Source organism: Cyanobium sp. Aljojuca 7A6, assembly GCF_024346455.1.
Taxonomy (GTDB): Bacteria; Cyanobacteriota; Cyanobacteriia; order PCC-6307; family Cyanobiaceae; genus Cyanobium.
Genome location: NZ_JAGQCY010000008.1, coordinates 113,073 through 132,322 on the forward strand (window position 1 = coordinate 113,073; position 19,250 = coordinate 132,322).

Annotated in this window: 20 protein-coding genes and 1 tRNA gene; 11 read left to right on the forward strand and 10 right to left on the reverse strand. The window is 69.0% G+C overall.

Annotated features, from left to right (window positions below; genetic code table 11):
- Positions 1-28 precede the first annotated feature (28 nt).
- Entirely contained in the window at positions 29-1,807 is a 1,779-nt protein-coding gene (locus KBY95_RS09135; RefSeq protein ID WP_254964669.1) for a DNA polymerase III subunit gamma/tau, read from the forward strand.
- 20 nt (positions 1,808-1,827) lie between these two features.
- Here KBY95_RS09135 and KBY95_RS09140 read toward each other — a convergent pair whose 3' ends face one another.
- Genes KBY95_RS09140 through KBY95_RS09150 form a run of 3 tightly spaced genes read right to left on the reverse strand, consistent with a single transcriptional unit; the run spans position 1,828 to position 5,893 of the window.
- Entirely contained in the window at positions 1,828-2,832 is a 1,005-nt protein-coding gene (locus KBY95_RS09140) for a glycosyltransferase family 2 protein (protein WP_254964670.1), read from the reverse strand.
- 33 nt (positions 2,833-2,865) lie between these two features.
- A complete protein-coding gene (locus KBY95_RS09145; protein ID WP_254964698.1) occupies positions 2,866-4,278 on the reverse strand; it encodes a glycosyltransferase family 2 protein in 1,413 nt (470 codons plus the stop codon).
- A gap of 25 nt (positions 4,279-4,303) precedes the next feature.
- Complete coding sequence (locus KBY95_RS09150) at positions 4,304-5,893, reverse strand: SpoIID/LytB domain-containing protein (protein WP_254964672.1); 1,590 nt, start codon at positions 5,891-5,893, stop codon at positions 4,304-4,306.
- Positions 5,894-5,963: 70 nt separating this feature from the next.
- Between KBY95_RS09150 and rpmI the strand changes: the two genes are divergently transcribed.
- From rpmI to KBY95_RS09165, 3 genes are all read left to right on the forward strand, one after another.
- Positions 5,964-6,164 carry a 50S ribosomal protein L35 gene (rpmI, locus tag KBY95_RS09155; protein WP_015109851.1) on the forward strand — a complete coding sequence of 67 codons (201 nt, stop codon included), beginning with the start codon at positions 5,964-5,966 and terminating at the stop codon, positions 6,162-6,164.
- A gap of 62 nt (positions 6,165-6,226) precedes the next feature.
- Positions 6,227-6,574, forward strand: a complete 348-nt coding sequence (gene rplT / locus KBY95_RS09160) for a 50S ribosomal protein L20 (RefSeq protein ID WP_254959258.1) — start codon at positions 6,227-6,229, stop codon at positions 6,572-6,574.
- 37 nt (positions 6,575-6,611) lie between these two features.
- Positions 6,612-7,169, forward strand: a complete 558-nt coding sequence (locus tag KBY95_RS09165) for a tetratricopeptide repeat protein (RefSeq protein WP_254964673.1) — start codon at positions 6,612-6,614, stop codon at positions 7,167-7,169.
- Between the two features lie 34 nt (positions 7,170-7,203).
- On the opposite strand, the gene KBY95_RS09170 is transcribed toward KBY95_RS09165, so the two are convergent.
- The gene (locus KBY95_RS09170) at positions 7,204-7,779 is read right to left on the reverse strand and encodes a hypothetical protein (protein ID WP_254964674.1); all 576 of its coding nucleotides are present in this window, start codon (positions 7,777-7,779) and stop codon (positions 7,204-7,206) included.
- Between the two features lie 66 nt (positions 7,780-7,845).
- Here KBY95_RS09170 and KBY95_RS09175 point away from each other — a divergent pair, with 66 nt between their 5' ends.
- The 4 genes from KBY95_RS09175 (at position 7,846) to KBY95_RS09190 (ending at position 11,284) form a co-directional block, all read left to right on the forward strand.
- Positions 7,846-8,667: a thiazole synthase gene (locus KBY95_RS09175; protein WP_261353594.1), complete on the forward strand. Its 822-nt coding sequence runs from the start codon at positions 7,846-7,848 to the stop codon at positions 8,665-8,667.
- A 58-nt stretch (positions 8,668-8,725) separates the two neighbouring features.
- The gene (psb34, locus tag KBY95_RS09180) at positions 8,726-8,890 is read left to right on the forward strand and encodes a photosystem II assembly protein Psb34 (RefSeq protein ID WP_254964676.1); all 165 of its coding nucleotides are present in this window, start codon (positions 8,726-8,728) and stop codon (positions 8,888-8,890) included.
- Between the two features lie 68 nt (positions 8,891-8,958).
- Positions 8,959-10,155, forward strand: coding sequence for an NAD-dependent epimerase/dehydratase family protein (locus KBY95_RS09185; RefSeq protein WP_254964678.1), 1,197 nt, complete (start codon positions 8,959-8,961; stop codon positions 10,153-10,155).
- Between the two features lie 10 nt (positions 10,156-10,165).
- The gene (locus tag KBY95_RS09190) at positions 10,166-11,284 is read left to right on the forward strand and encodes a glycosyltransferase family 1 protein (protein WP_254964679.1); all 1,119 of its coding nucleotides are present in this window, start codon (positions 10,166-10,168) and stop codon (positions 11,282-11,284) included.
- Here the strand turns inward: KBY95_RS09190 and mrdA are convergent.
- The 5 genes from mrdA to cbiD form a co-directional block, all read right to left on the reverse strand.
- The gene (mrdA, locus tag KBY95_RS09195) at positions 11,271-13,052 is read right to left on the reverse strand and encodes a penicillin-binding protein 2 (protein WP_254964680.1); all 1,782 of its coding nucleotides are present in this window, start codon (positions 13,050-13,052) and stop codon (positions 11,271-11,273) included. The genes KBY95_RS09190 and mrdA overlap by 14 nt on opposite strands.
- Positions 13,052-13,462: a hypothetical protein gene (locus tag KBY95_RS09200; protein ID WP_254964682.1), complete on the reverse strand. Its 411-nt coding sequence runs from the start codon at positions 13,460-13,462 to the stop codon at positions 13,052-13,054. The genes mrdA and KBY95_RS09200 overlap by 1 nt, the downstream gene beginning before the upstream one ends.
- A 52-nt stretch (positions 13,463-13,514) precedes the next feature.
- Positions 13,515-14,156, reverse strand: coding sequence for a hypothetical protein (locus KBY95_RS09205; RefSeq protein ID WP_254964684.1), 642 nt, complete (start codon positions 14,154-14,156; stop codon positions 13,515-13,517).
- A gap of 64 nt (positions 14,157-14,220) precedes the next feature.
- Positions 14,221-15,840, reverse strand: coding sequence for a glutamine-hydrolyzing GMP synthase (gene guaA, locus KBY95_RS09210; protein ID WP_254964685.1), 1,620 nt, complete (start codon positions 15,838-15,840; stop codon positions 14,221-14,223).
- A gap of 47 nt (positions 15,841-15,887) precedes the next feature.
- Positions 15,888-17,021 carry a cobalt-precorrin-5B (C(1))-methyltransferase CbiD gene (gene cbiD / locus KBY95_RS09215; RefSeq protein ID WP_254964700.1) on the reverse strand — a complete coding sequence of 378 codons (1,134 nt, stop codon included), beginning with the start codon at positions 17,019-17,021 and terminating at the stop codon, positions 15,888-15,890.
- An 80-nt stretch (positions 17,022-17,101) separates the two neighbouring features.
- Here cbiD and KBY95_RS09220 point away from each other — a divergent pair, with 80 nt between their 5' ends.
- From KBY95_RS09220 to KBY95_RS09230, 3 genes are all read left to right on the forward strand, one after another.
- Positions 17,102-18,253 carry an alanine--glyoxylate aminotransferase family protein gene (locus KBY95_RS09220; RefSeq protein WP_254964687.1) on the forward strand — a complete coding sequence of 384 codons (1,152 nt, stop codon included), beginning with the start codon at positions 17,102-17,104 and terminating at the stop codon, positions 18,251-18,253.
- A gap of 78 nt (positions 18,254-18,331) precedes the next feature.
- On the forward strand, positions 18,332-18,802 hold the full coding sequence (locus KBY95_RS09225; protein WP_254964689.1) for a hypothetical protein: 471 nt from the start codon (positions 18,332-18,334) through the stop codon (positions 18,800-18,802).
- Positions 18,803-18,865: 63 nt separating this feature from the next.
- Positions 18,866-18,937 (forward strand) — tRNA-Gly (locus KBY95_RS09230).
- Positions 18,938-18,983: 46 nt separating this feature from the next.
- Here the strand turns inward: KBY95_RS09230 and KBY95_RS09235 are convergent.
- Positions 18,984-19,250, reverse strand: a 267-nt coding sequence (locus tag KBY95_RS09235; protein WP_254964691.1) for a hypothetical protein, incomplete at its 5' end; no start/stop codon positions are given.

Genomic DNA, 19,250 nt, shown 5'->3' on the forward strand with positions numbered 1-19,250 from the left:
GGCTCCTCATCCGGTCAGGGCAGGGTGCATGGTCCAGGCCTACGAGCCCCTTCATCACAAGTACCGGCCCCAGCGTTTCGACCAGCTGGTGGGTCAGAAGGCTGTCGCCGACACCCTCAGCCAGGCCCTGCTCCAGAACCGCATCGCCCCGGCCTATCTGTTCAGCGGCCCGCGGGGCACCGGCAAGACCTCCAGCGCCCGGATCCTGGCCCGTTCGCTCAACTGCCTGGCCAGCCCGGGCCCGACGCCGGAGCCCTGCGGACGCTGCCAGCTGTGCACCGATATCGCCGCCGGGAATGCCCTTGATGTGATCGAGATCGATGCCGCCTCCAACACCGGCGTCGACAACATCCGCGAACTGATCGAACGCTCCCGCTTCGCTCCGGTGCAGGCCCGCTGGAAGGTCTACGTGGTGGACGAGTGCCACATGCTTTCCACCGCGGCCTTCAACGCCCTGCTCAAGACCCTGGAGGAACCGCCACCGCGGGTGGTGTTCGTGCTCGCCACCACGGATCCCCAACGGGTGCTGCCCACGATCCTGAGCCGCTGCCAGCGCTTCGATTTCCGTCGCATCCCCCTGAAGGCCCTGGAGGGCCATCTGCACTGGATCGCCGCCGAAGAGTCCATCGGCATCACCCCCGAGGCCCTGCACCTGGTGGCCCAGCGGTCCCAGGGGGGCCTGCGGGATGCTGAAAGCCTGCTCGACCAGCTGAGCCTGCTGCCAGCGCCGATCGCCGCTGACGCGGTGTGGGACCTGCTGGGGGCGGTACCGGACCAGGAGCTGCTGCGGCTGGCCGACGCCATGGCCGCGGCCGATCCCCTGCAGCTGGTGGAGGGCTGCCGCGAACTGCTGGACCGGGGGCGGGAACCGGCTGCCGTGCTCCAGGGACTGGTCAGCCTGCTGCGCGACCTGCTGCTGGCGGGGGTGGCACCGGACCGGCTGGAGCTCACCAGCGTGTCCCCGGAGCTGCGGCCGCAGCTGCCCGACGTGGCACGCCAGATCGGCAAGGCCCGCCTACTGCGCTGGCAGTCCCAGCTCAAGGGCAGCGAGCAGCAGCTGCGCCACAGCGTCCAACCGCGGCTCTGGCTGGAGGTGTTGCTGCTGGGCCTTCTCGCCGAACCGGCCCCCGTCGCCCCCTCTCCGACAGACCCGGTTCCGGCCAGAGCCGAGGTCCAGCGCTCAGTCCACAGCGTGGCGCCCGGGCCGGCGGAGGCGGAGCCACCGGCCGCCTCGGCGATGGCCTCGACGGCAGCCCCTGGCACGACCCCAGACGTGGCCCCGGTGGTGGCGGCGCCCTCCAACGACAACCTGGTGGAGCTGTGGCAACAGATTCTGGCCGGCCTGGAACTGCCCTCCACCAGGATGCTGCTCTCCCAGCAGGCCCAGCTCCTGCGGCTGGACGATCGCCGCGCCGTGGTGCGGGTGGCCGGCACCTGGATGGCCATGGTTCAGAGCCGTCTGCCCCTGCTGGAGAAAGCCGTGGCCAGCGCGCTTGGAAGCCCGCGACAGCTGACGCTGGAAGCGGGGGGAGACGCCCCCGGCGCCCAGGCGCCCCCGGTCCCGGTCAGCCCGCCGGCCAGGCCAGCCCCTGCCGCCACAGCCCTCCCTGCGCCAGGGACCTCCATCACCAGCCCCCCCGTGGCCGATCGCCACCCCCCCCCCCCGGCGGCTGGGGAACGACCCGACGAAGCCAGGGCGGCCGCGGCGGCCATGCCGGCAGCGATCGATGCCCAGGCGAGTCGCCTGGCCGAATTCTTCAACGGTGAGGTGATCAGCGGCATCAACGGCGATGCCGAACTGCTCTGAGATCGAACCGCCTCACCACCTCAGGGCGGTGTCCAGCCACCCCGAAAACGGCGTGGGACGCTGCCGGCCCAGCGAGCGACCTTACCGATCAGCAGCAGAAAACGGACGACAGGGTTGATGGTGATCGGCGGATTGCCATAGATATGCCCGGCCGGATCCCAGAGATACTCGACCACCATCAGCCGAATCGTTTCGCAGAGAGACAGAAACACCCTGGCCGCAAGCACGGGCTGCGCCACTCTGGCCAACAGGGCCAACTTGAATTCCAGCAGGGCGAACAGGCGACGCAGCTTGTGCCTGGCGAAGGCGGTGGTCTTGGAATCGGGATGGACGCGGTAGCCAGTCAGGGGCTGCTCAAGATAAAGAAAGCGCCCCCGCTGGGCCAGCAGAGCCCAGCACAACCAATCACCGAAACCCAGCACGGTGTTCGTCGCCCACGAAATCGACCGCAGGGCCTCCGCCCTGACGAGAACCGAGGAGTTGCAGATCCTGTTCCTAATCAGATATTCGGAGAGGTGGGAGAAGTGATAGGGACGCCGCGGATTGTTGTTGAAGTGGGACTGGAAATAGCTGGACCGGCTCGTGTCCCCCACCACCTCTACCGCCGTGTGGCAGAGGACAACGTCAGGGTGCTGGCCAAGGGCCTGCAGCTGAAGATCCAGCTTTCCGGGTCGAAACAGGTCGTCGGAATCGAGGACAGCAATGAACTCACCTGACGCCCTGCTCATCGCCAAGGCTCTGGCGATGGTCTCACCGCGGTTTTCACGACCTGGATGGCAAAGAACAACCAGATCCGGATACGCGGTGGACTGAAGCCGCTCCAGGAGTTCCCACGAACCGTCTGTCGAACCGTCATCAACGACGATCACCTCCAGCGGCCGATGCGCCTGCGCATAGACCGAGGCGATGGTCTCCTGGATGTAGCGGATTGAGTTGTAATTGGGAATGATGACGGACACCAGCGGCGCCGGTGTCAAAGCAGCTGCGTCCACCTCCGGAGCGTCGCGCAGCGGACCGCTGCTCATGGCGACCTGCCCGGCAGGCGGGGGGCTCCGCCCTCAGACATGGCTGGCTTCCGAGGCGAGCTCCGGATCGGAATCCACCGCCCCCTTGAGCGGATCGGCCGCGGGCAGCGGATCGCCAGGCTCCTGGCCCAGGTGAAGCGTCTTGACCCAGACCAGCTTCTTGGGCAGCAGGGCCATCTTCAACGTCACCCAGGGAATCACCACGAACCAGTGGACCAGGTAGAGAATGCCCAGTCCCGCGCTGAAGAGGTTCATCGCCGGCAGGGCCGGCCCCTCCGATGGCCGCCGGCAACCCGTGGCGATCGCCAGGCCAGAGAGGGCCAGGGCCACGATCGAGAACGGCCACATGGTGGGGGCCGTGCGGGTCAGCACCGTGCCGATCAGGTCGGCACTGGCCACCACCGGCAACACGTACTGAAGCAGGAAGAAGCAGGTGAGATCAAGCTTCTGGCTGAAACTGAGGCGCTCGGAGACCAGGCCAGGGCCGTAGTCGAAGAAGCGCTGCAACCCGCCCTCGGCCCAGCGCTGGCGCTGGCGCCACAGGGCCGGCAGGGTCAGCACCGCCTCCTCCTGCACCGGGGGATCCCAGAGCACGCCGATCGGCAGACTCTCCAGCAGAAAGCGGAAGCTGAGGTCGAGGTCGTCGGTGACGGTGTCTTCATTGAAGCCGCCGACCTTCAGCAGCGCCTCCCGGGAGAGCAACTGGCCATTGCCCCGCAGTTCAGCCACACCGCCGTTGGCCAGCCGCCCCTCCTGAATCATGGCGTCGAAGGCCATCTCCATCGCCTGGGCGCTGGTGAGCAGGTTGGTCTGGGCATTGGCCACGGCCTTGCGCAACTGCACCGCCGCCCAGCCACCGGCCTCGGCCCATGGCACCAGGCGCTCAAGCACATCGGACTGCAGATCGGCATCCGCATCGAGCACCAGCATCCAGCGGCCTGACAGTTGCTGGAGCACCAGATTCAGGGCCCCGGACTTGCCGCCGCCAGCATCCCGGGGTCGGCGCAACACCCGCAGGAAGGGATGGCGCCCCTGGAGCTCGGCCAGCAGCTCGGGGGTGCGATCGTCACTGCCGTCATCCACCACCCACAGAGTCAGCTGGCCCTCGGGCCAGCGCAGGGCCGCGATGCGCTCCACCAGGCGGGCAATCACCGCCTGCTCGTCGCGGGCAGCCACCACCACATCGACGGCTGACGCCGGCGCGGTCGCCACTGAGGCCGCAGAAGAAAGATCCTGCGGGAGCGTCTGGCTGCGGCTGCGGCGGAAAGCCTGCAAAAGAACGGTCCGCAGGCTGTAACCCCCCAACAGGGTGGCCAAGGTGATCGCCGGCACGAGGCTGCGGCCTGGTGGCAGCCAGTGGGGGGCGATGCCGACCAGGCCACAGCAGGCGAGGAACAGGGCCGCCTTGGCACGGCGGCGATCGCTGTCACTGCCGCCGGCAGCCATGGTGATCCTCATCCAGGCCCTGACTCTAAGGGGAATCGCCACCAGCACCGAGGGGTTGCAACGTGGTGCCCGGGTAATAGTGCGCCAGGATCCGGCGTGCGCTCCAGCCGCGGCCGGCCAGATCGATCGCTCCCGCTTGGGAGAGACCGGCCCCATGGCCGAAGCCCCCGCCGACCAGCTGCCAGACCCCCGCTCCCGCCGGCCGCAGGGTGAACAGGGTGCTGGGCAAGGTCCGCAGGGTGCGGCGGATGGCATCCAGACGCAAGACGGTTCGGCCTTCGGTTCCCTGCACCTCCAGGGCCAGCACCCGGCCGCTGGGGCCGCGGGCCAGCACCTTCAGGGCCGTGGGCCGCCCCACCCCCCGCTCCGGCCCCAGGGCGGCGGCGACCTGGGCGGCCGTGAGCTGCCGCTGCCAGCGGAACACGGGGTGCTCAGACCCCCAGGCGGTCCGCCCGTCCTGCAGCAGCGTCGGCAGGGCCGCCGTGGCCAGCGGCACGGGGAACCGGGCCTGGAAGGGGGCGGGCCCGTCGGGGAAGGGGGTCAGGTAGGGAACCGGCGCACCGCTCCAGGCCTCCTGGAAAGCGGCGCTGACGCCACCGTTGCTGGCGTGATAGACGGCGTGGATGGGCCCGTCGGCGCCCGTCAGCACGGCCAGCCGGGTGGCGGCGATGGCCTGGCGCACGGCGGCGCCGGCGTGGCGGGGATCGCTGTACACCTGGCACTGGGTGTCGGCGCAGAGGTGGTAGCCGTCCACCATGAAGCGGTGCTGGTTACGCACCGCCCAGGTGCGCGCCAGCACGGCCTGGGCCTCAAGGGCCGCCGCCGGCACCCCGGCACCGATCTCGTGGGGAACCACGCCCTCCAGATAGCGCTCCAGGGGCACCTGCTCCACCAGGCTCCAGCCCCCGTGCGCATCGGCCAGCAACTGGAAAGGACCGGCATAGGCCCCCTGCTTCCAAAGCAGGCCCCCGGGGGCCTCGATCCTGATCGGGCCAACCAGAGGCACCACCCCCTGGGCCCGGCGCAGCTCCAGCCCGACCCGCTCGGCGACCGTCCGCTCGAAGTCCGTCAGCCGCACGCCGTCGGGAAGCGAGGCGGGCTCGGGCGCCCCGGCCGGAGCCCAGACCTCCCAGTCGCGGGGCCTGGCGATCGCGGCCTCCACCCCCACGGCGCGCCAGAGCCCGGCCGCCTGCTCGGCGCTCTCGAAGCTGGCGAATGGGCCCAGCACGCGGCGCCGCCGTGTCGTGGGCTGGGCCAGGACCTCCCGGCGCCAGTGCAGCAAAAGCTCGGGGGACTGGAAACGCTGCCCCGTGGCATCGATCAGGGTGAGCAAACCGCCGTTGCTGCGCAGCCGCAGGGGCTGGGCCGCCTTGGCCTCAGCCGGCGCAGGACCCAGCCGTGCCGCCAGGGCCACCCACAGCACCGGGTTCTCTGCCGTCAACGGGGCCGGCCGGGCCACCGGCCAGTGCATCAGGGCGGAGGGCTCAGGGGCAGGCGCGTCCGGCGCGGGGGGTGGCGGCGGGGCGAGCGGCCCCTGATCGGCCCGGCAGCCGGCCGGGAACAGGAGCGCCGCCACCAGCAGCAGCCTGGGCAGAAGACGGGGACGCAGCGACATCGGCACAGCAGGGGTTGGAGGGGGGTACACCCGCGTCGTAGTGTGCTTGTTTGTGCCTGCGCCTACCGAGATGCCGAAGCTCAAGACCCGCAAAGCGGCCGCGAAGCGGTTCAAGGCCACCGGCACCGGCAAGTTCATGCGCCGGCGTGCCTTCCTCAACCACCTGCTCGACCACAAGAGCCCCAAGCGCAAGCGCTATCTGGGGACCATGGCGGTGGTTGACGATCGCGACCACGACAACGTGGCTCGGATGCTGCCCTACGCCGGCTGAGTCCGGCCGAGCTCCCTCCGGAGCTTCCGCTTTCCTGTTTTTCCACCCAGAGATCACCTCCCATGGCCCGCGTCAAGAGGGGCAACGTCGCCCGCAAACGCCGCAACAAGATCCTTCGCCTCGCCCGCGGCTTCCAGGGGAGCAACGGCAGCCTCTTCCGCACCGCCAACCAGCGGGTCATGAAGGCCCTGTGCAACGCCTACCGCGACCGTCGCCGCCGCAAGCGTGATTTCCGCCGGCTCTGGATTGCCCGGATCAACGCCGCTGCCCGCATGAACGGCCTCAGCTACAGCAAGCTGATCGGCGGCCTCAAGCGCGCTGACGTCCGCCTCAACCGCAAGATGCTGGCCCAGCTGGCCGTTGCTGATCCCTCCAGCTTCACCGCCGTAGCCACCGCGGCAGGCCACTGACGCCGTCCTCCCAGCTGCGACCATCCGGCCGGCCCCGATGAACGACCTGCTGCCCCAGGCCTACCTGCTCGGCCTGATCGCCCTGCTGGGCATCGCGGCCGTCGTGGTCGGGCGCCAGATCCTGCGGGTGCGGAGCGACGAGCTCGCCATGGCCCGGCTGGGGGGCAATGACAAGGCCAGCAGCCCCCCCAGGGATGTGACCACCCTCTACGAACTGGCGTCGGTTCAGCTGCGCAAACGTCTCTATGGCGAGGCGCAGGTCAACCTCAAGCAGGCCCTGAAGCTGGCCGACGCCGAGAAGGCCCCCGCTGAGGCCAGGGCACTGATGGAAAACGCCCTCGGTTTCACACTGGCGGCCCAGAACAAGTACGCCGCGGCTGTCCGTCACTACCGAGCCGCGCTGCGGGCCAAGTCCGACTACCCGGTCGCGATCAACAACCTGGCCTTCGCCCTCGAGAAACAGGCCAAACCGGACGAGGCCCGCAGCCTCTACGAACAGGTGCTGCAGCTTGAGGCTTCCAACAAAACGGCCCGCAAACGGCTTTCGATCCTGGAACGCCGCAGTGGCCAGGACCCTGGCGGCAAGGCTTCCTGAAGCCCTCCTATCCAGTTCACAGCGCGGGCAGGCCTCACCAGAGGCCGCGCACCGGTGCAGGCTGGCCCGACGGAGGCGTGGTGGTCGCCGTCGTTTCCGGAATCAACTGCAGGCGCCCCCCAGGGGTGGTGAGGCGGGGAGCGCGCCAGCCGCTCAGGGACAGACCCTGCACGCTCTGAAAGGCGCCACCAGGCTCCAGGGCGCCGCCGAGGGGATCCCCCAGCAGCAGCAGGTCAAGCTGGTCTGACTTGGCGTTGAGGTTGCCCTGCACCGGCGACTCGACCCCACCGATGGCCATCGCACCGCGCAGGTCGACCATCTGACCCATCGGTGTGGCCCCATCGATCCGCAGCTGGACAGGCACGGCCGGACCGCCACTGAAGGACTGGTAGCGGCCGCTCCAGCGACGGGGCATCTGCTCGGCGATCAGGCGGGCCCGGGCGATCGGATCGAAGGTCTCGACCTCACCACCACGTTCACCACCCTCCTGGTCGATCGCCTGCATCGAGGGAGGGGTGAAGGGCACGAACCCATCGGCGGCCAGGGGGCTGGCGGCAAGCACCGGGCTGGCGGCAAGCAAGAGGGGCAAGGCGGCCAAGGGCACCGGCATGGGGTGGGTCTCGGAGGCAAAGGGCAGACTAATCGGGATGCGCCCGTCCGCTGCCCGTCTTCGACCTTGACCGCCATCACCCCCCCCACCTCCCACGACGATCTGGTGATCGCCGGCCGCCGCTTCCGCAGCCGTCTGATGACCGGCACCGGCAAGTACCCGAGCCTGGAGGCCATGCAGGCCAGCCTGGAAGCCAGCAGCTGCGAGATCGTCACGGTGGCGGTCCGGCGCGTCCAGAGCGGGGCCCCGGGCCACGGCGGCCTGATGGAGGCGATCGACTGGAGCCGGATCTGGATGCTGCCCAACACCGCCGGTTGCGCCACCGCCGAAGAGGCGGTGCGGGTGGCCCGGCTGGGTCGGGAGCTGGCGCGGCTGGCGGGCCAGGAGGACAACAACTTCGTGAAGCTGGAGGTGATCCCCGATTCCCGCCATCTGCTCCCCGATCCCTTCGGCACCCTCGAGGCTGCCGAGCAGCTGGTCAAGGAAGGCTTCGTGGTGCTGCCCTACATCAACGCCGATCCCTTGCTGGCCAAACGGCTGGAGGAGGCCGGCTGCGCCACGGTGATGCCGCTGGGCTCGCCGATCGGCTCGGGCCAGGGCATCCGCAACGCCGCCAACATTGCCCTGATCATCGAGAACGCCGGTGTCCCGGTGGTGGTGGATGCGGGCCTCGGGGTACCCAGCGAAGCCGCCCAGGCGATGGAGATGGGCGCCGATGCCCTGCTGATCAACAGCGCCATCGCCCTGGCGGGGGATCCCCCAGCGATGGCCAGGGCCATGGCCCTGGCCACCGAAGCCGGCCGCACCGCCCTGCTGGCGGGCCGGCTGCCGCAGCGGGCCGACGCCAGAGCCAGTTCCCCACTGGAAGGGCGTGTGACGAACCATTGACGATCGGGCTGATCCAGGCAGCCCTCCATAGGGTTTGCCGCAACCCGATCCCCCAGCCATGCAGGTCACCGAAGAAGACGGCGGCAAGCTGAATGCCTTTGCCAAGGAGCCCCGCATGGTGCTCCAGGAGCAGGGAGAGCCCAACGGCGCCAACAGGATGCTGCTGATCGGCGGCCTCGTGCTGGTGGCCGTGATGGTGGCGGTGGCCGCCGGCATCAGCTGAGGCCGGAGGGGCATCTGAGGCCTGTAGTAGCTTGCCCGTCTGAGCAATTGCTCGTTCAGGAGTCTGGGGTGAAGGTTCTCGTTCTCGGCGGCGACGGCTTCTGTGGTTGGCCCTGTGCCGTGAACCTGGCCGAAGCCGGACATGACGTCGTCATCGTCGACAACCTCAGTCGACGCAAGATCGATATCGACCTGGGCGTCGAGTCGCTGACGCCGATCGCGACCATCCAGGACCGGCTGCGGGCCTGGGAGCAGGTGGGTGGCCGCACGATGACCTTCGTGCACCTCGACATCGCCGCGGAGTACGACCGGCTGCTGGAGCTGCTGCGCAGCGAGCGCCCCTCGGCCATCGTCCACTTCGCCGAGCAGCGGGCCGCCCCCTACTCAATGAAAAGCAGCGCCACCAAGCGCTACACCGTCGACAACAACGTCAACGGGACCCACAACCTGCTGGCGGCCATCGTCGACAGCGGCCTTGACGTTCACATCGTGCACCTCGGCACCATGGGCGTCTATGGCTACGGGTCCCACCGCGGCGCCACGATCCCCGAGGGCTACCTCACGGTGGAGGTGCCCCAGCCCGACGGCACCTGCTTCACCGAGAAGATCCTGCACCCCACGGATCCGGGCAGCGTCTATCACATGACGAAGACGCTGGATCAGCTGCTGTTCTTCTACTACAACAAGAACGACGCGATCCGGGTCACCGACCTGCACCAGGGCATCGTCTGGGGCACCAACACCGACCTCACCGAGCGGGATCCTCGGCTGACCAACCGCTTCGACTACGACGGCGACTACGGCACCGTGCTGAATCGCTTCCTGATGCAGGCAGCGATCGGCTACCCCCTCACCGTGCACGGCACCGGCGGCCAGACGCGGGCCTTCATCCACATCCGCGATTCGGTGCGCTGCGTCCAACTGGCCCTGGAGCACCCCCCCGAACCCGGCGAGAAGGTGAAGATCTTCAACCAGATGACCGAGAGCCACCAGGTGGGCGAACTGGCCCGCAAGGTGGCCGCCCTCACCGACGCCGAGATCAACTACCTGCCCAACCCCCGCAAGGAAGCGATCGAGAACGATCTGATCGTCGACAACCGTTGCTTCATTGAGCTGGGCCTCAAGCCCACCACCCTCGATGACGGCCTCCTGGTTGAGGTGGTGGACGTGGCCCGCCGCTGGGCCGACCGCTGCGACCGCTCCAAGATCCCCTGCCTCTCGGCCTGGACCCAGCGCCAGGCCGAAGCGATCAAGGCCTTCGCCTGATCACCCGCCTGTGAAGATCGCCTTTTTCACCGAAACCTTCCTGCCGAAGGTCGATGGCATCGTCACGCGGCTCACCAAGACGGTGCAGCAGTTGGTGGCGGCCGGCGATGAGGTGCTGATCTTCTGCCCCGAAGGGGCTCCGGAGTCCTACATGGGGGCCCGGGTCGTAGGGGTGCCGGCGATGCCCCTGCCCCTCTACCCCGAACTGAAGCTGGCCCTGCCACGTCCGGCTGTCTCCGAGGCCCTGGATCGCTTCGGTCCCGATCTGGTCCACGTGGTCAATCCGGCCGTGCTCGGCCTGGGGGGCATCTGGCTGGCCCGCAGCCGTGGTCTGCCGCTGGTGGCCAGCTACCACACCCACCTGCCCAAGTATCTGGAGCACTACGGCATGGGGATGCTGGAGCCCCTGCTGTGGGAACTGCTCAAGGCCGCCCACAACCAGGCCCAGCTCAATCTCTGCACCTCCACCGCCATGGTGGAGGAGCTGGCCTCCAGGGGCATCCAGCACACGGCCCTGTGGCAGCGCGGCGTCGACACCGACCTGTTCCGCCCCGAACTGGCCTCCGCCGCCATGCGCCAGCGTCTCCACGGCGGGTACGACGACACCGGCCATCTGCTGCTGTACATCGGCCGGCTCTCGGCGGAGAAGCAGATCGACCGGATCCGGCCGGTGCTGGACGCCATGCCCCAGACCCGCCTGGCCCTGGTGGGAGACGGTCCCCACCGCCAGCAGCTGGAGCGTCATTTCGAAGGCACCGCCACCACCTTCGTGGGCTATCTGGCCGGTGAGGAGCTGGCCTCGGCCTATGCCAGTGGCGATGCTTTCCTGTTCCCGTCGAGCACTGAAACCCTCGGCCTGGTGCTGCTGGAGGCCATGGCTGCCGGTTGTCCGGTGGTGGGGGCCAACCGGGGCGGCATCCCCGACATCGTCAGTGACGGCGTCAACGGCTGCCTCTACGACCCCGACAAGCCCGCCAGCCTGCCGACGGCCGTCGAACGGCTGCTCGGGGACCCGGCGGCCCGCCGCCAGCTGCGCCTGGCCGCCCGCGAAGAGGCCGAACGCTGGGGCTGGCCCAGCGCCACGGCCCAGCTTCAGGGCTACTACCGCCAGGTGCTCATCCCGGCTTGAGCGGCGCCGGCGGCTTCACCCCCCGGAACCAGACGCTCATCAGGGCCTTCACCATCGGTGCCGCCACCGTGCCGCCGTAACCCCCGGAGTTCTCGCCGAAGGCCACGATCACCAGGGTGGGCTTGCCGGTGGCCGGGGCATAGCCACCGAACCAGGCGTGGTCGGGGCGGGGTGGATCCTCGGCGGTACCGGTCTTGCCGGCCACGGGCGGCAGGCTGGGGTCGTTGAGGATCGTGGCCGTGCCGGTGGTGACCGCCTGGCGCAGGCCGTCATGCAACACCCGCAGGGTGGCCGGCTTCAGCCCGAGCCATTTCCGGGGATACTCGCGTTCCACCAGGTGGGGAGTCACCAGCCAGCCGCCGTTGGCCACCGCCGCGAAGAGCCGGGCCATCTGCAGCGGGGTGACGGTGACCGCGCCCTGGCCGATCGAGGAGGTGATCGTGTCAACCGGCGTCCAGGGTTCGCCGAGCACCTCCTTCTTCCAGGCCCGGTCCCCCAGCAGCCCGGGGGATTCCTCGGCGGCCAGCTCGCTGCCGGTGCGGCTGCCGAAGCCCAGGCGACGGGCCGCCTTGAACATCTCTTCGGGGCCGACCATCAGCCCCACCTTGTAAAAGAAGCTGTTGCTGCTCACCCCAAGGGCGAAGGGGAAGCCGATGCTGCCGAAGGAGCCGTGGTCGGCATAACACTGGCCGTAATAGCAGAAGGAGCCCACCGTCGGCACGGTGGATGTTTCATTGAGCTTGCCGGACTCGATACCAGCGATCGTGGTGATGACCTTGAAGGTGCTGGCCGGCGGGAAACCCTGGAAGGCCCGGTTCAGCATCGGCGCCTCCGGCCGATTGAGGCTGTTCCACTGGGCTGTGGTGGGGCCGTCGGAGAAGATGTTGGGATTGAAGTTGGGCCGGCTGGCCATGGCCCGCACCGCTCCGGTCTGGGGGTCCATCGCCACGATCGCCCCCTTGCGCACCCCGTCGAGGGCCTTCTCCGCCGCCCGCTGCAGGTCGAGATCGAGGGTGAGGCGCAGATCCTTGCCCGCCTTGGCGGGCTTGTCCCCCAGCACGCGCTGCACCTGGCCCTCGGCATTCACCTCCAGCTGCTGGCCGCCCCACTCGCCGCGCAGGTGGGTTTCGTAGACCTTCTCCAGCCCGCTGCGGCCGATGCGATCGCTGATGCGGTAGCCGTGATCCCTGAGGGCGGCGTACTCCTCCTCGGTGATGCTGCTGGTGTACCCCATCACATGGGCCCCCAGGCTGCCGTCGGGGTAGGCGCGCAGCACGTCTTCGGACACCTCCGCCCCCTGCAGGGATCCGGCCTGCTCCCGGAAGCGCAGCACCTGCACCGGTGTCAGAGCGAGGGCCAGGGGGATACGGAAGCCTTCGGCGTTGGCGCCGCTCTTGCGCTGGGCCTCGAGCTGGTCGGCGGGCAGAGCCAGCAGGGTGGCGAGCCGGTCGCGCAGCTCGGGCCAGCGACGGTCGTCGACCTGGAGGGGCTGGAGGTAGAGGTTGTAGGTGAGGCGATTGGTGGCCAGCACCCGGCCCTTCCGGTCCAGCAGTCGCCCCCGCACAGGGTTGCGCGGCAACAGGCGGATCCGGTTCTCATCGGCCCTGGCCCGGTTCTCGGCCCCATGCAGCAGCTGCAGCCAGGCGAGCCGGCCGAGGATGGCCGCCAGGATCAGCAGCATCGCGGTGAGCAGGAGGGCGGCCTGATGGCCCGTCCCGGTATGGCGGGTGGTGGAGGGGCCGACCCCACCGCCGGCAGCGCGCACCATCAGGCGAGCCGGCTCTGGAGCAGGGCCAACCGCGCCTCGATGCGCCCGAGGGCCGCCAGCAGTTCGGCCGGGTCTGCCGGGGTAGGCGGTGGTGGGGTAGCCCAGGAGGGCGGGCCCGAGGCGGGCCCGCTCACGACCTGAGCTTCCTCGGCGGCAACATCACGCACCTCCACCTTCATCACCGGGTTTCCCAGGCCGGGTTGGAAGCGATCGAGATTCTCCCGCACCTCGCTGGCCGCTGGTTCGCCCTCCTGGCGCAGCTGGCCCAGGGGATCGGCACTGGTGCCGTCGAAGGCAGCGAGCACCTCGGCCGCACCCCCCTTGCGGGCCCGCTCCACCACCGCCAGCCCCACCGGCAGCACGTCCTGCATCAGGGCCAGACGCAGCGCATCAAGAGGATCGGCAGCCATGACGTCGCCAACGGGACCAGGCTTTCCAGTCTGACGTGCGGAACGGCCCGCTTCAGGGTGCCGGACGCTGCACCCCGGGAACGACGATCACCTGGCCGCAGAAACGGGTGCTGCCGAGCCACCAGCCTGCGGCGACGGCCAGCACCAGCACGACGCTGAAGGGGAGCAGGGCCTGGCGGGTGCCCTCCAGGGAAAGCCACTCCATCCAGCCGCGCAACAGGCGGTCACGGTCGAAGCGGCGCCGCTCCCGCAGGCTTTCCTTACCGCGCCGCTCGAGGGCCCGGGCCACCCAGCGCTCAAAGGCCTTTTTCTTGGTGACCGCCATCTTGCGTTCCACCTCCAGCAGGTGGCCGGCGCTGAGGTCGGGGTTGAAGGTGCTGATCAGCTCCAGGCTCTTGAGGAACATCTCCACCGCCCCTTCCTTCACGGCCAGGTCGGCCGGTTCCAGAGCCTCCCAGTCGAGTTCGGGATAGAAGCGCAGGCGGTTGTTACGGATCTGATCTTCCGGAAGCTGACCCGGCTCCCGCAGCCAGCGGTCGGTGTTGGCATCGAAACGACGCCAGTAAAGGAAGGGATTGAGGAAGACGGTCTTGCCGGCCAAGAGGATGCTGTCCTGCTGCAGGCGCCGGTGCAGCTGGGGGTCGTGCTCAGCCCCGGCAGGGCTGCCAGCGACGACGGGGGAGACGGAAGGCACGGAGTCAACGGCCGGGCGCCGAGGTTATCGAAGTTGGCCCCCTGGGGCCAGTCTGGAGACCCGCCTACTCCCACTCGATCGTGCCGGGGGGCTTGCTGGTGATGTCGAGCACCACCCGGTTCACGCCCCGCACCTCGTTGACGATGCGGTTGGAGATCAGCTCCAGCAGGTCGTAGGGCAGGCGCGACCAATCGGCGGTCATCCCGTCCTCGGAGGAGACGCAGCGCAGCACGATCGGATAGGCATAGGTGCGCTTGTCGCCCATCACCCCGACGCTGCGCACCGGCAGCAGCACGGCGAAGGCCTGCCAGATCTCGTCGTAGAGGCCGGCGTCGCGCACCTCCTCACGCACGATCAGGTCGGCGTCCCGCAGGATGTCGAGCTTGTCGTCGGTGACCTCCCCCAGGATGCGGATCGCCAGGCCGGGGCCAGGGAACGGGTGGCGCCCAACGATCTCCTGGGGCAGACCAAGGCTGCGCCCCACCTTGCGCACCTCGTCCTTGAACAGCCGGCGCAACGGCTCGACCAGCTTGAACTGCAGATCCTTCGGCAGGCCGCCCACGTTGTGGTGGCTCTTGATCTTCACGGCCACCCGCTCGCCGGTCTTGGGGTCCACGTTGGTGCCGGCCGATTCGATCACGTCCGGATAGAGCGTGCCCTGGGCCAGATAGTCGAAGGGGCCGAGGCGACGACTTTCCTCCTCGAACACCCGGATGAACTCGGTGCCGATGATCTTGCGCTTCTCCTCGGGATCGGTGATGCCGGAGAGCTTGGAAATGAAGCGCTCACGGGCGTTGATGTATTCCACGTTGATGTGGAACTGGTGATCGAAGAACTCCATCAGAAATTCCGGCTCACCTTTGCGCATGAAGCCCTGGTCGATGAACATGCAGGTGAGGCGATCACCGATCGCCTGGTGCAGCAGAAAGGCCAGGGTGGAGGAATCGACCCCGCCTGAGAGGGCCAGCAGCACCCGCTTCTCGCCCACCTGGGCCCGCACCTCGCCGATGGCCTCGTCGATGAAAGCGGCCGTGGTCCAGTCGGGGGTGCAGCCGCAGATGTGATAGACAAAATTGCGGATCATCACCATGCCGCCGCTGGAGTGCACCACCTCGGGGTGGAATTGCACCCCGTACAGGCGACGACCGTGGTCGGCCACCGCAGCCTCGGGGGTGTTGTCGGTGTGGGCCAGCCGCACGAACCCATCCGGCAGGGCCTCAACCGAATCGCCATGGCTCATCCACATCGTCGAGCCACTGGCGACGTTGGTGAGCAGATCGACCGGGTCGTCGACGTGGAGCGGCGCCTTGCCGTACTCGGCCCGGCCCGCCGCCACCACCGATCCACCCAGCTGCTGCACCATCAGCTGCATGCCGTAGCAAACTCCCAGCACCGGGATGCCCAGCTCCCAGAGGGCGGGGTCGCAGGAGGGGGCCCCCTCCTCGTAGACGGAACTGGGACCGCCGCTGAGGATGATCCCCTTCGGGGCCAGGGCCTTCAGCTCTGCGGCGGTGGTGGCGTATCCCATCACCAGGGAGAACACCTCCGTTTCCCGCACCCGGCGGGCGATCAGCTCGGAGTACTGGGAACCGAAATCCAGGATGACGATGGCCGGGGGACGGCTGGAACCGCTGGTATGGTCCCGTTCCGAACCCGATGGAGCGGTCTGCGGCGTTTCGGACATCGGCTCGAAGGCGGGCAGGGCCAGGGCCCGGTATCGGTGCCAGCACCCTAGGTCGCGCCCCTGAAACGCTCCATCAGCGCCGCCCCCACCAGACCGCAGACCCTCACCTGGCGAGCGCGATCGAACAGGGCCGCTCCCACGGCGATCGGCGGGGCGCCATGGCTGGCCAGGTAGGCCTGGCAACGGCTTTCAATGGCGGCGGCGATGCGCGCCCGCAGCCGCCACGCCAGGTCCGGATCGGCCTGCTCCAGGTCGGTCAGGGCCGCCTCCACCGTGGCGGCCCCGTGGAGGGCTTCGAGCGTGGATCCGGAGGCCCCCTCCAGGGCGGCCAGGGCGGTGAGCACCTCGGCGCGGCCATCGGCCAGGTGGTGGTGGGTGTGGAAGATGCCGCCGGCCAGCTTGATCAGCTTGCCCTGGTAGCCGAACAGCAGCAGCCGCTCCACCCCCGCTTCAGCCGCTGCCACCAGCACCGGCCCGAGCCAGTTGCCCGCCTTGAGCAGCAGCTCCGGCGGCAGGCCCAGCTGGGGGGCCAGATCGAGGCCGTTCTCGCCGATCACCAGCACCAGGTCGCCGCCGAAACCCGGCGCGGCGACCCGGCCGGCCAGCTCGGCCAGGGTGCGGGCGAGCTGGTCGGGGTCGGCGCCCGCCTGCACCTCGGCCTGGGTGCCGATCAGGGCCAGTCCGTCCACCACGCCGAAGGCCGCATTGCTGGTGCGCTCCGCCAGGCGGCGGCCATCGGGGAGGACCAGGGTGAGCCCCAGGCGGCGGCCGGAGGGCACCAGGGGCCGCAGGTTGGCCTCCAGCAGGCGCCGGGCATAGGCCGACAGGCAGGCCTCCCCGGTCGCCGCGTGGACCCCCACCCCCTCGCCTGGCTCCAGCTGCAGCCAGGGCCCGTCGCCGGGGAGCCAGCGGGCCAGCACCCACACCACCAGGCCGCGGGTGAGGTCGAGGCCCTCGCCCGGGTCACAGCAGCTTTCCCCCAGGGCCAGCCCCTCCCCCAGCGGCGCGGCGGCCCGCACCGGAACCGGCATCACCCCCGGCGGCTGCAGCAGTTCCAGGGCCACCGAGGCACGGAACGGCTCCCCCTGCAGGGCCCCGAGGGCGGCCCGGGCCGCGGCCGCCAGCCACACCGGCAGGGTGAAGCCCCGCGGGGGCGCGGAGGGGGGGGGCAGGGAATCGATGGCCGGCGGGAACGCTGTTTTTTATGGTGGTCGATCGCCTTGCCTTCGCCGGGCCCGCGCTCCTTCGTTCCCCACCGCTCATGCAGGACAAGCTCACTCTGATGATCCCCGGCCCCACCCCGGTGCCGGAGACCGTCCTGCAGGCCATGGCCCGCCACCCGATCGGCCACCGCAGCGGCGATTTCCAGAAGATCGTGCGCCGCACCACCGAGCAGCTGCAGTGGCTGCACCAGACCAAGGGCCACGTGCTGGTGCTCACCGGCAGCGGCACCGCGGCGATGGAAGCGGCGATCGTCAACACCCTCAGCCGCGGCGACAAGGTGCTCTGCGGCGACAACGGCAAGTTCGGCGAACGCTGGGTGAAGGTGGCGAAGGCCTACGGGCTGAACGTGGAGGTGATCCAGGCGGAATGGGGCCAGCCCCTCGATCCGGAGGCCTTCCGCGCCGCCCTTGAGGCCGACACCGCCAAAGAGATCCGGGGTGTGATCCTCACCCACTCGGAAACCTCCACCGGGGTGATCAACGACCTGCAGGCCATTGCCAGCCACGTGAAGGCCCACGGCACGGCGCTCACCATCGCGGATTGCGTCACCAGCCTGGGGGCCTGCGACGTGCCCATGGACGCCTGGGGCGTGGACGTGGTGGGGTCCGGCTCCCAGAAGGGCTACATGATGCCGCCGGGCCTGAGCTTCGTGGCCATGGGCACGCGGGCCTGGACGGCCTATGAGCGCTCCGATCTGCCGAAGTTCTATCTCGATCTGGGCAAGTACCGCAAAGCCGCCGCCGACGACAGCAATCCCTTCACCCCGGCGATCAACCTCTACTTCGCCCTTGAGGCCGCCCTGGGGATGATGCAGAAGGAGGGACTGGAGGCGATCTTCACCCGCCACGATCGCCATCGGCGCGCCACCCAGGCGGCGATGAAGGCCATCGGTCTGCCCCTCTACGCGGCAGAGGGCCATGGCAGCCCGGCGATCACGGCGGTGGCGCCGGAGGGCATCGATGCCGAGCTTCTGCGCAAGCACGTCAAGGAGCGTTTCGACATCCTGCTGGCCGGAGGCCAGGACCACCTCAAGGGCAAGGTGTTCCGCATCGGCCACCTGGGCTTCGTCTGCGACCGCGACGTGCTCACGGCCGTGGCGGCCATCGAGGCCACCCTCCAGGCCCTGGGGCTGGCCAAGGCAGCCACCGGCGCCGGCGTGGCGGCGGCGGCGGCGGAACTGGCCAGCTGAACAACGGCGGCGGGACGGGCGGCGGGGTGGCGGGGTTTTGAAGGGCGAATTATGTTCACTATGGACGCTTCTGACGCCATGACCCCTGCTGCCCTGCGACGCCTTCCCCTCGCCACCGCCCTCTGCCTGGGCCTGGCGGCGGCCGGTTGCCAGCGTGCCGACCTGTCCCAGCAGACCAAGAAGACCGAAGCGGCGATCTGCACCGAGCTGGCCACGGTGAACCAGGCCCTGGAGCAGGTGGCGGCCCTGACGCCCGCCTCCACGGTGGGCGAGGCCCGGGCAGCCCAGCAGACGTTGGAGCAGTCGATCGCGGCCCTTAAGACTTCCGAGAACCAACTGCAGAAGCTGAGGGTGGAAGCCTTCAGCAAGGTGCTCGATGGCTTCCGTGGGGAGGTGGCCAAAGCTTCCGCCAACAAGGACCAGACCCTGGAGGAGGCTGCCAATGAGCTGAAGCCCAAGGCGATGGCGGTGATCGCCGCCCGCAAGGCCCTCTCCGCGGCCGTGCAGTGCGAGGAGCCGGCAGCGGCGGCCCCCACCAGCAAGCCCTGACAGGCGAGGCGCAAGGCTCTGGACGCCTTCTGGGCGCCCAGAGCCTTGCTAGTGTGATGGGGTGCGGGTGTAATTCAGTGGTAGAATGTCAGCTTCCCAAGCTGAACGTCGCCGGTTCGAATCCGGTCACCCGCTTGTTGAAGAATTGAAAGACAAAAAAGAAGTTGAATCCTTTGGATCCTCAGCCATCTTCATCGGCAACCAACGAGAATTCCAGATGTGACATGGTCGGCGGTAGCACCCGTTGGGGACGCTGAGGAGCGCGGGGCAGCAGCTGGCCGCAAACGTCCATCAACCTGGCTTTGGAGCGAGCTCCCGCCTTAGGAGCCTGCTGAAATAGCCGCCAATCCGACTCCAGCCACAACGTTTTTGTCTGTGACGGCCATGGACAGCCCTGATCGGCAGTGGGGTTCAACTCTTCGGGTGGATTTTCTTGGCCCTTGTGCCG

Bases quoted from the DNA above. Each gene is read 5' to 3' on its own strand.
- KBY95_RS09140 (WP_254964670.1), bottom strand. From the start codon at position 2,832: ATGAGCAGCGGTCCGCTGCGCGACGCTCCGGAGGTGGACGCAGCTGCT.
- KBY95_RS09225 (WP_254964689.1), top strand. From the start codon at position 18,332: ATGACCCCTGCTGCCCTGCGACGCCTTCCCCTCGCCACCGCCCTCTGC.
- KBY95_RS09200 (WP_254964682.1), bottom strand. From the start codon at position 13,462: ATGGCTGCCGATCCTCTTGATGCGCTGCGTCTGGCCCTGATGCAGGAC.
- rplT (WP_254959258.1), top strand. From the start codon at position 6,227: ATGGCCCGCGTCAAGAGGGGCAACGTCGCCCGCAAACGCCGCAACAAG.
- KBY95_RS09165 (WP_254964673.1), top strand. From the start codon at position 6,612: ATGAACGACCTGCTGCCCCAGGCCTACCTGCTCGGCCTGATCGCCCTG.
- guaA (WP_254964685.1), bottom strand. From the start codon at position 15,840: ATGTCCGAAACGCCGCAGACCGCTCCATCGGGTTCGGAACGGGACCAT.
- psb34 (WP_254964676.1), top strand. From the start codon at position 8,726: ATGCAGGTCACCGAAGAAGACGGCGGCAAGCTGAATGCCTTTGCCAAG.
- KBY95_RS09145 (WP_254964698.1), bottom strand. From the start codon at position 4,278: ATGGCTGCCGGCGGCAGTGACAGCGATCGCCGCCGTGCCAAGGCGGCC.
- KBY95_RS09170 (WP_254964674.1), bottom strand. From the start codon at position 7,779: ATGCCGGTGCCCTTGGCCGCCTTGCCCCTCTTGCTTGCCGCCAGCCCG.
- KBY95_RS09220 (WP_254964687.1), top strand. From the start codon at position 17,102: ATGCAGGACAAGCTCACTCTGATGATCCCCGGCCCCACCCCGGTGCCG.
- KBY95_RS09135 (WP_254964669.1), top strand. From the start codon at position 29: ATGGTCCAGGCCTACGAGCCCCTTCATCACAAGTACCGGCCCCAGCGT.
- mrdA (WP_254964680.1), bottom strand. From the start codon at position 13,052: ATGGTGCGCGCTGCCGGCGGTGGGGTCGGCCCCTCCACCACCCGCCAT.
- rpmI (WP_015109851.1), top strand. From the start codon at position 5,964: ATGCCGAAGCTCAAGACCCGCAAAGCGGCCGCGAAGCGGTTCAAGGCC.
- KBY95_RS09150 (WP_254964672.1), bottom strand. From the start codon at position 5,893: ATGTCGCTGCGTCCCCGTCTTCTGCCCAGGCTGCTGCTGGTGGCGGCG.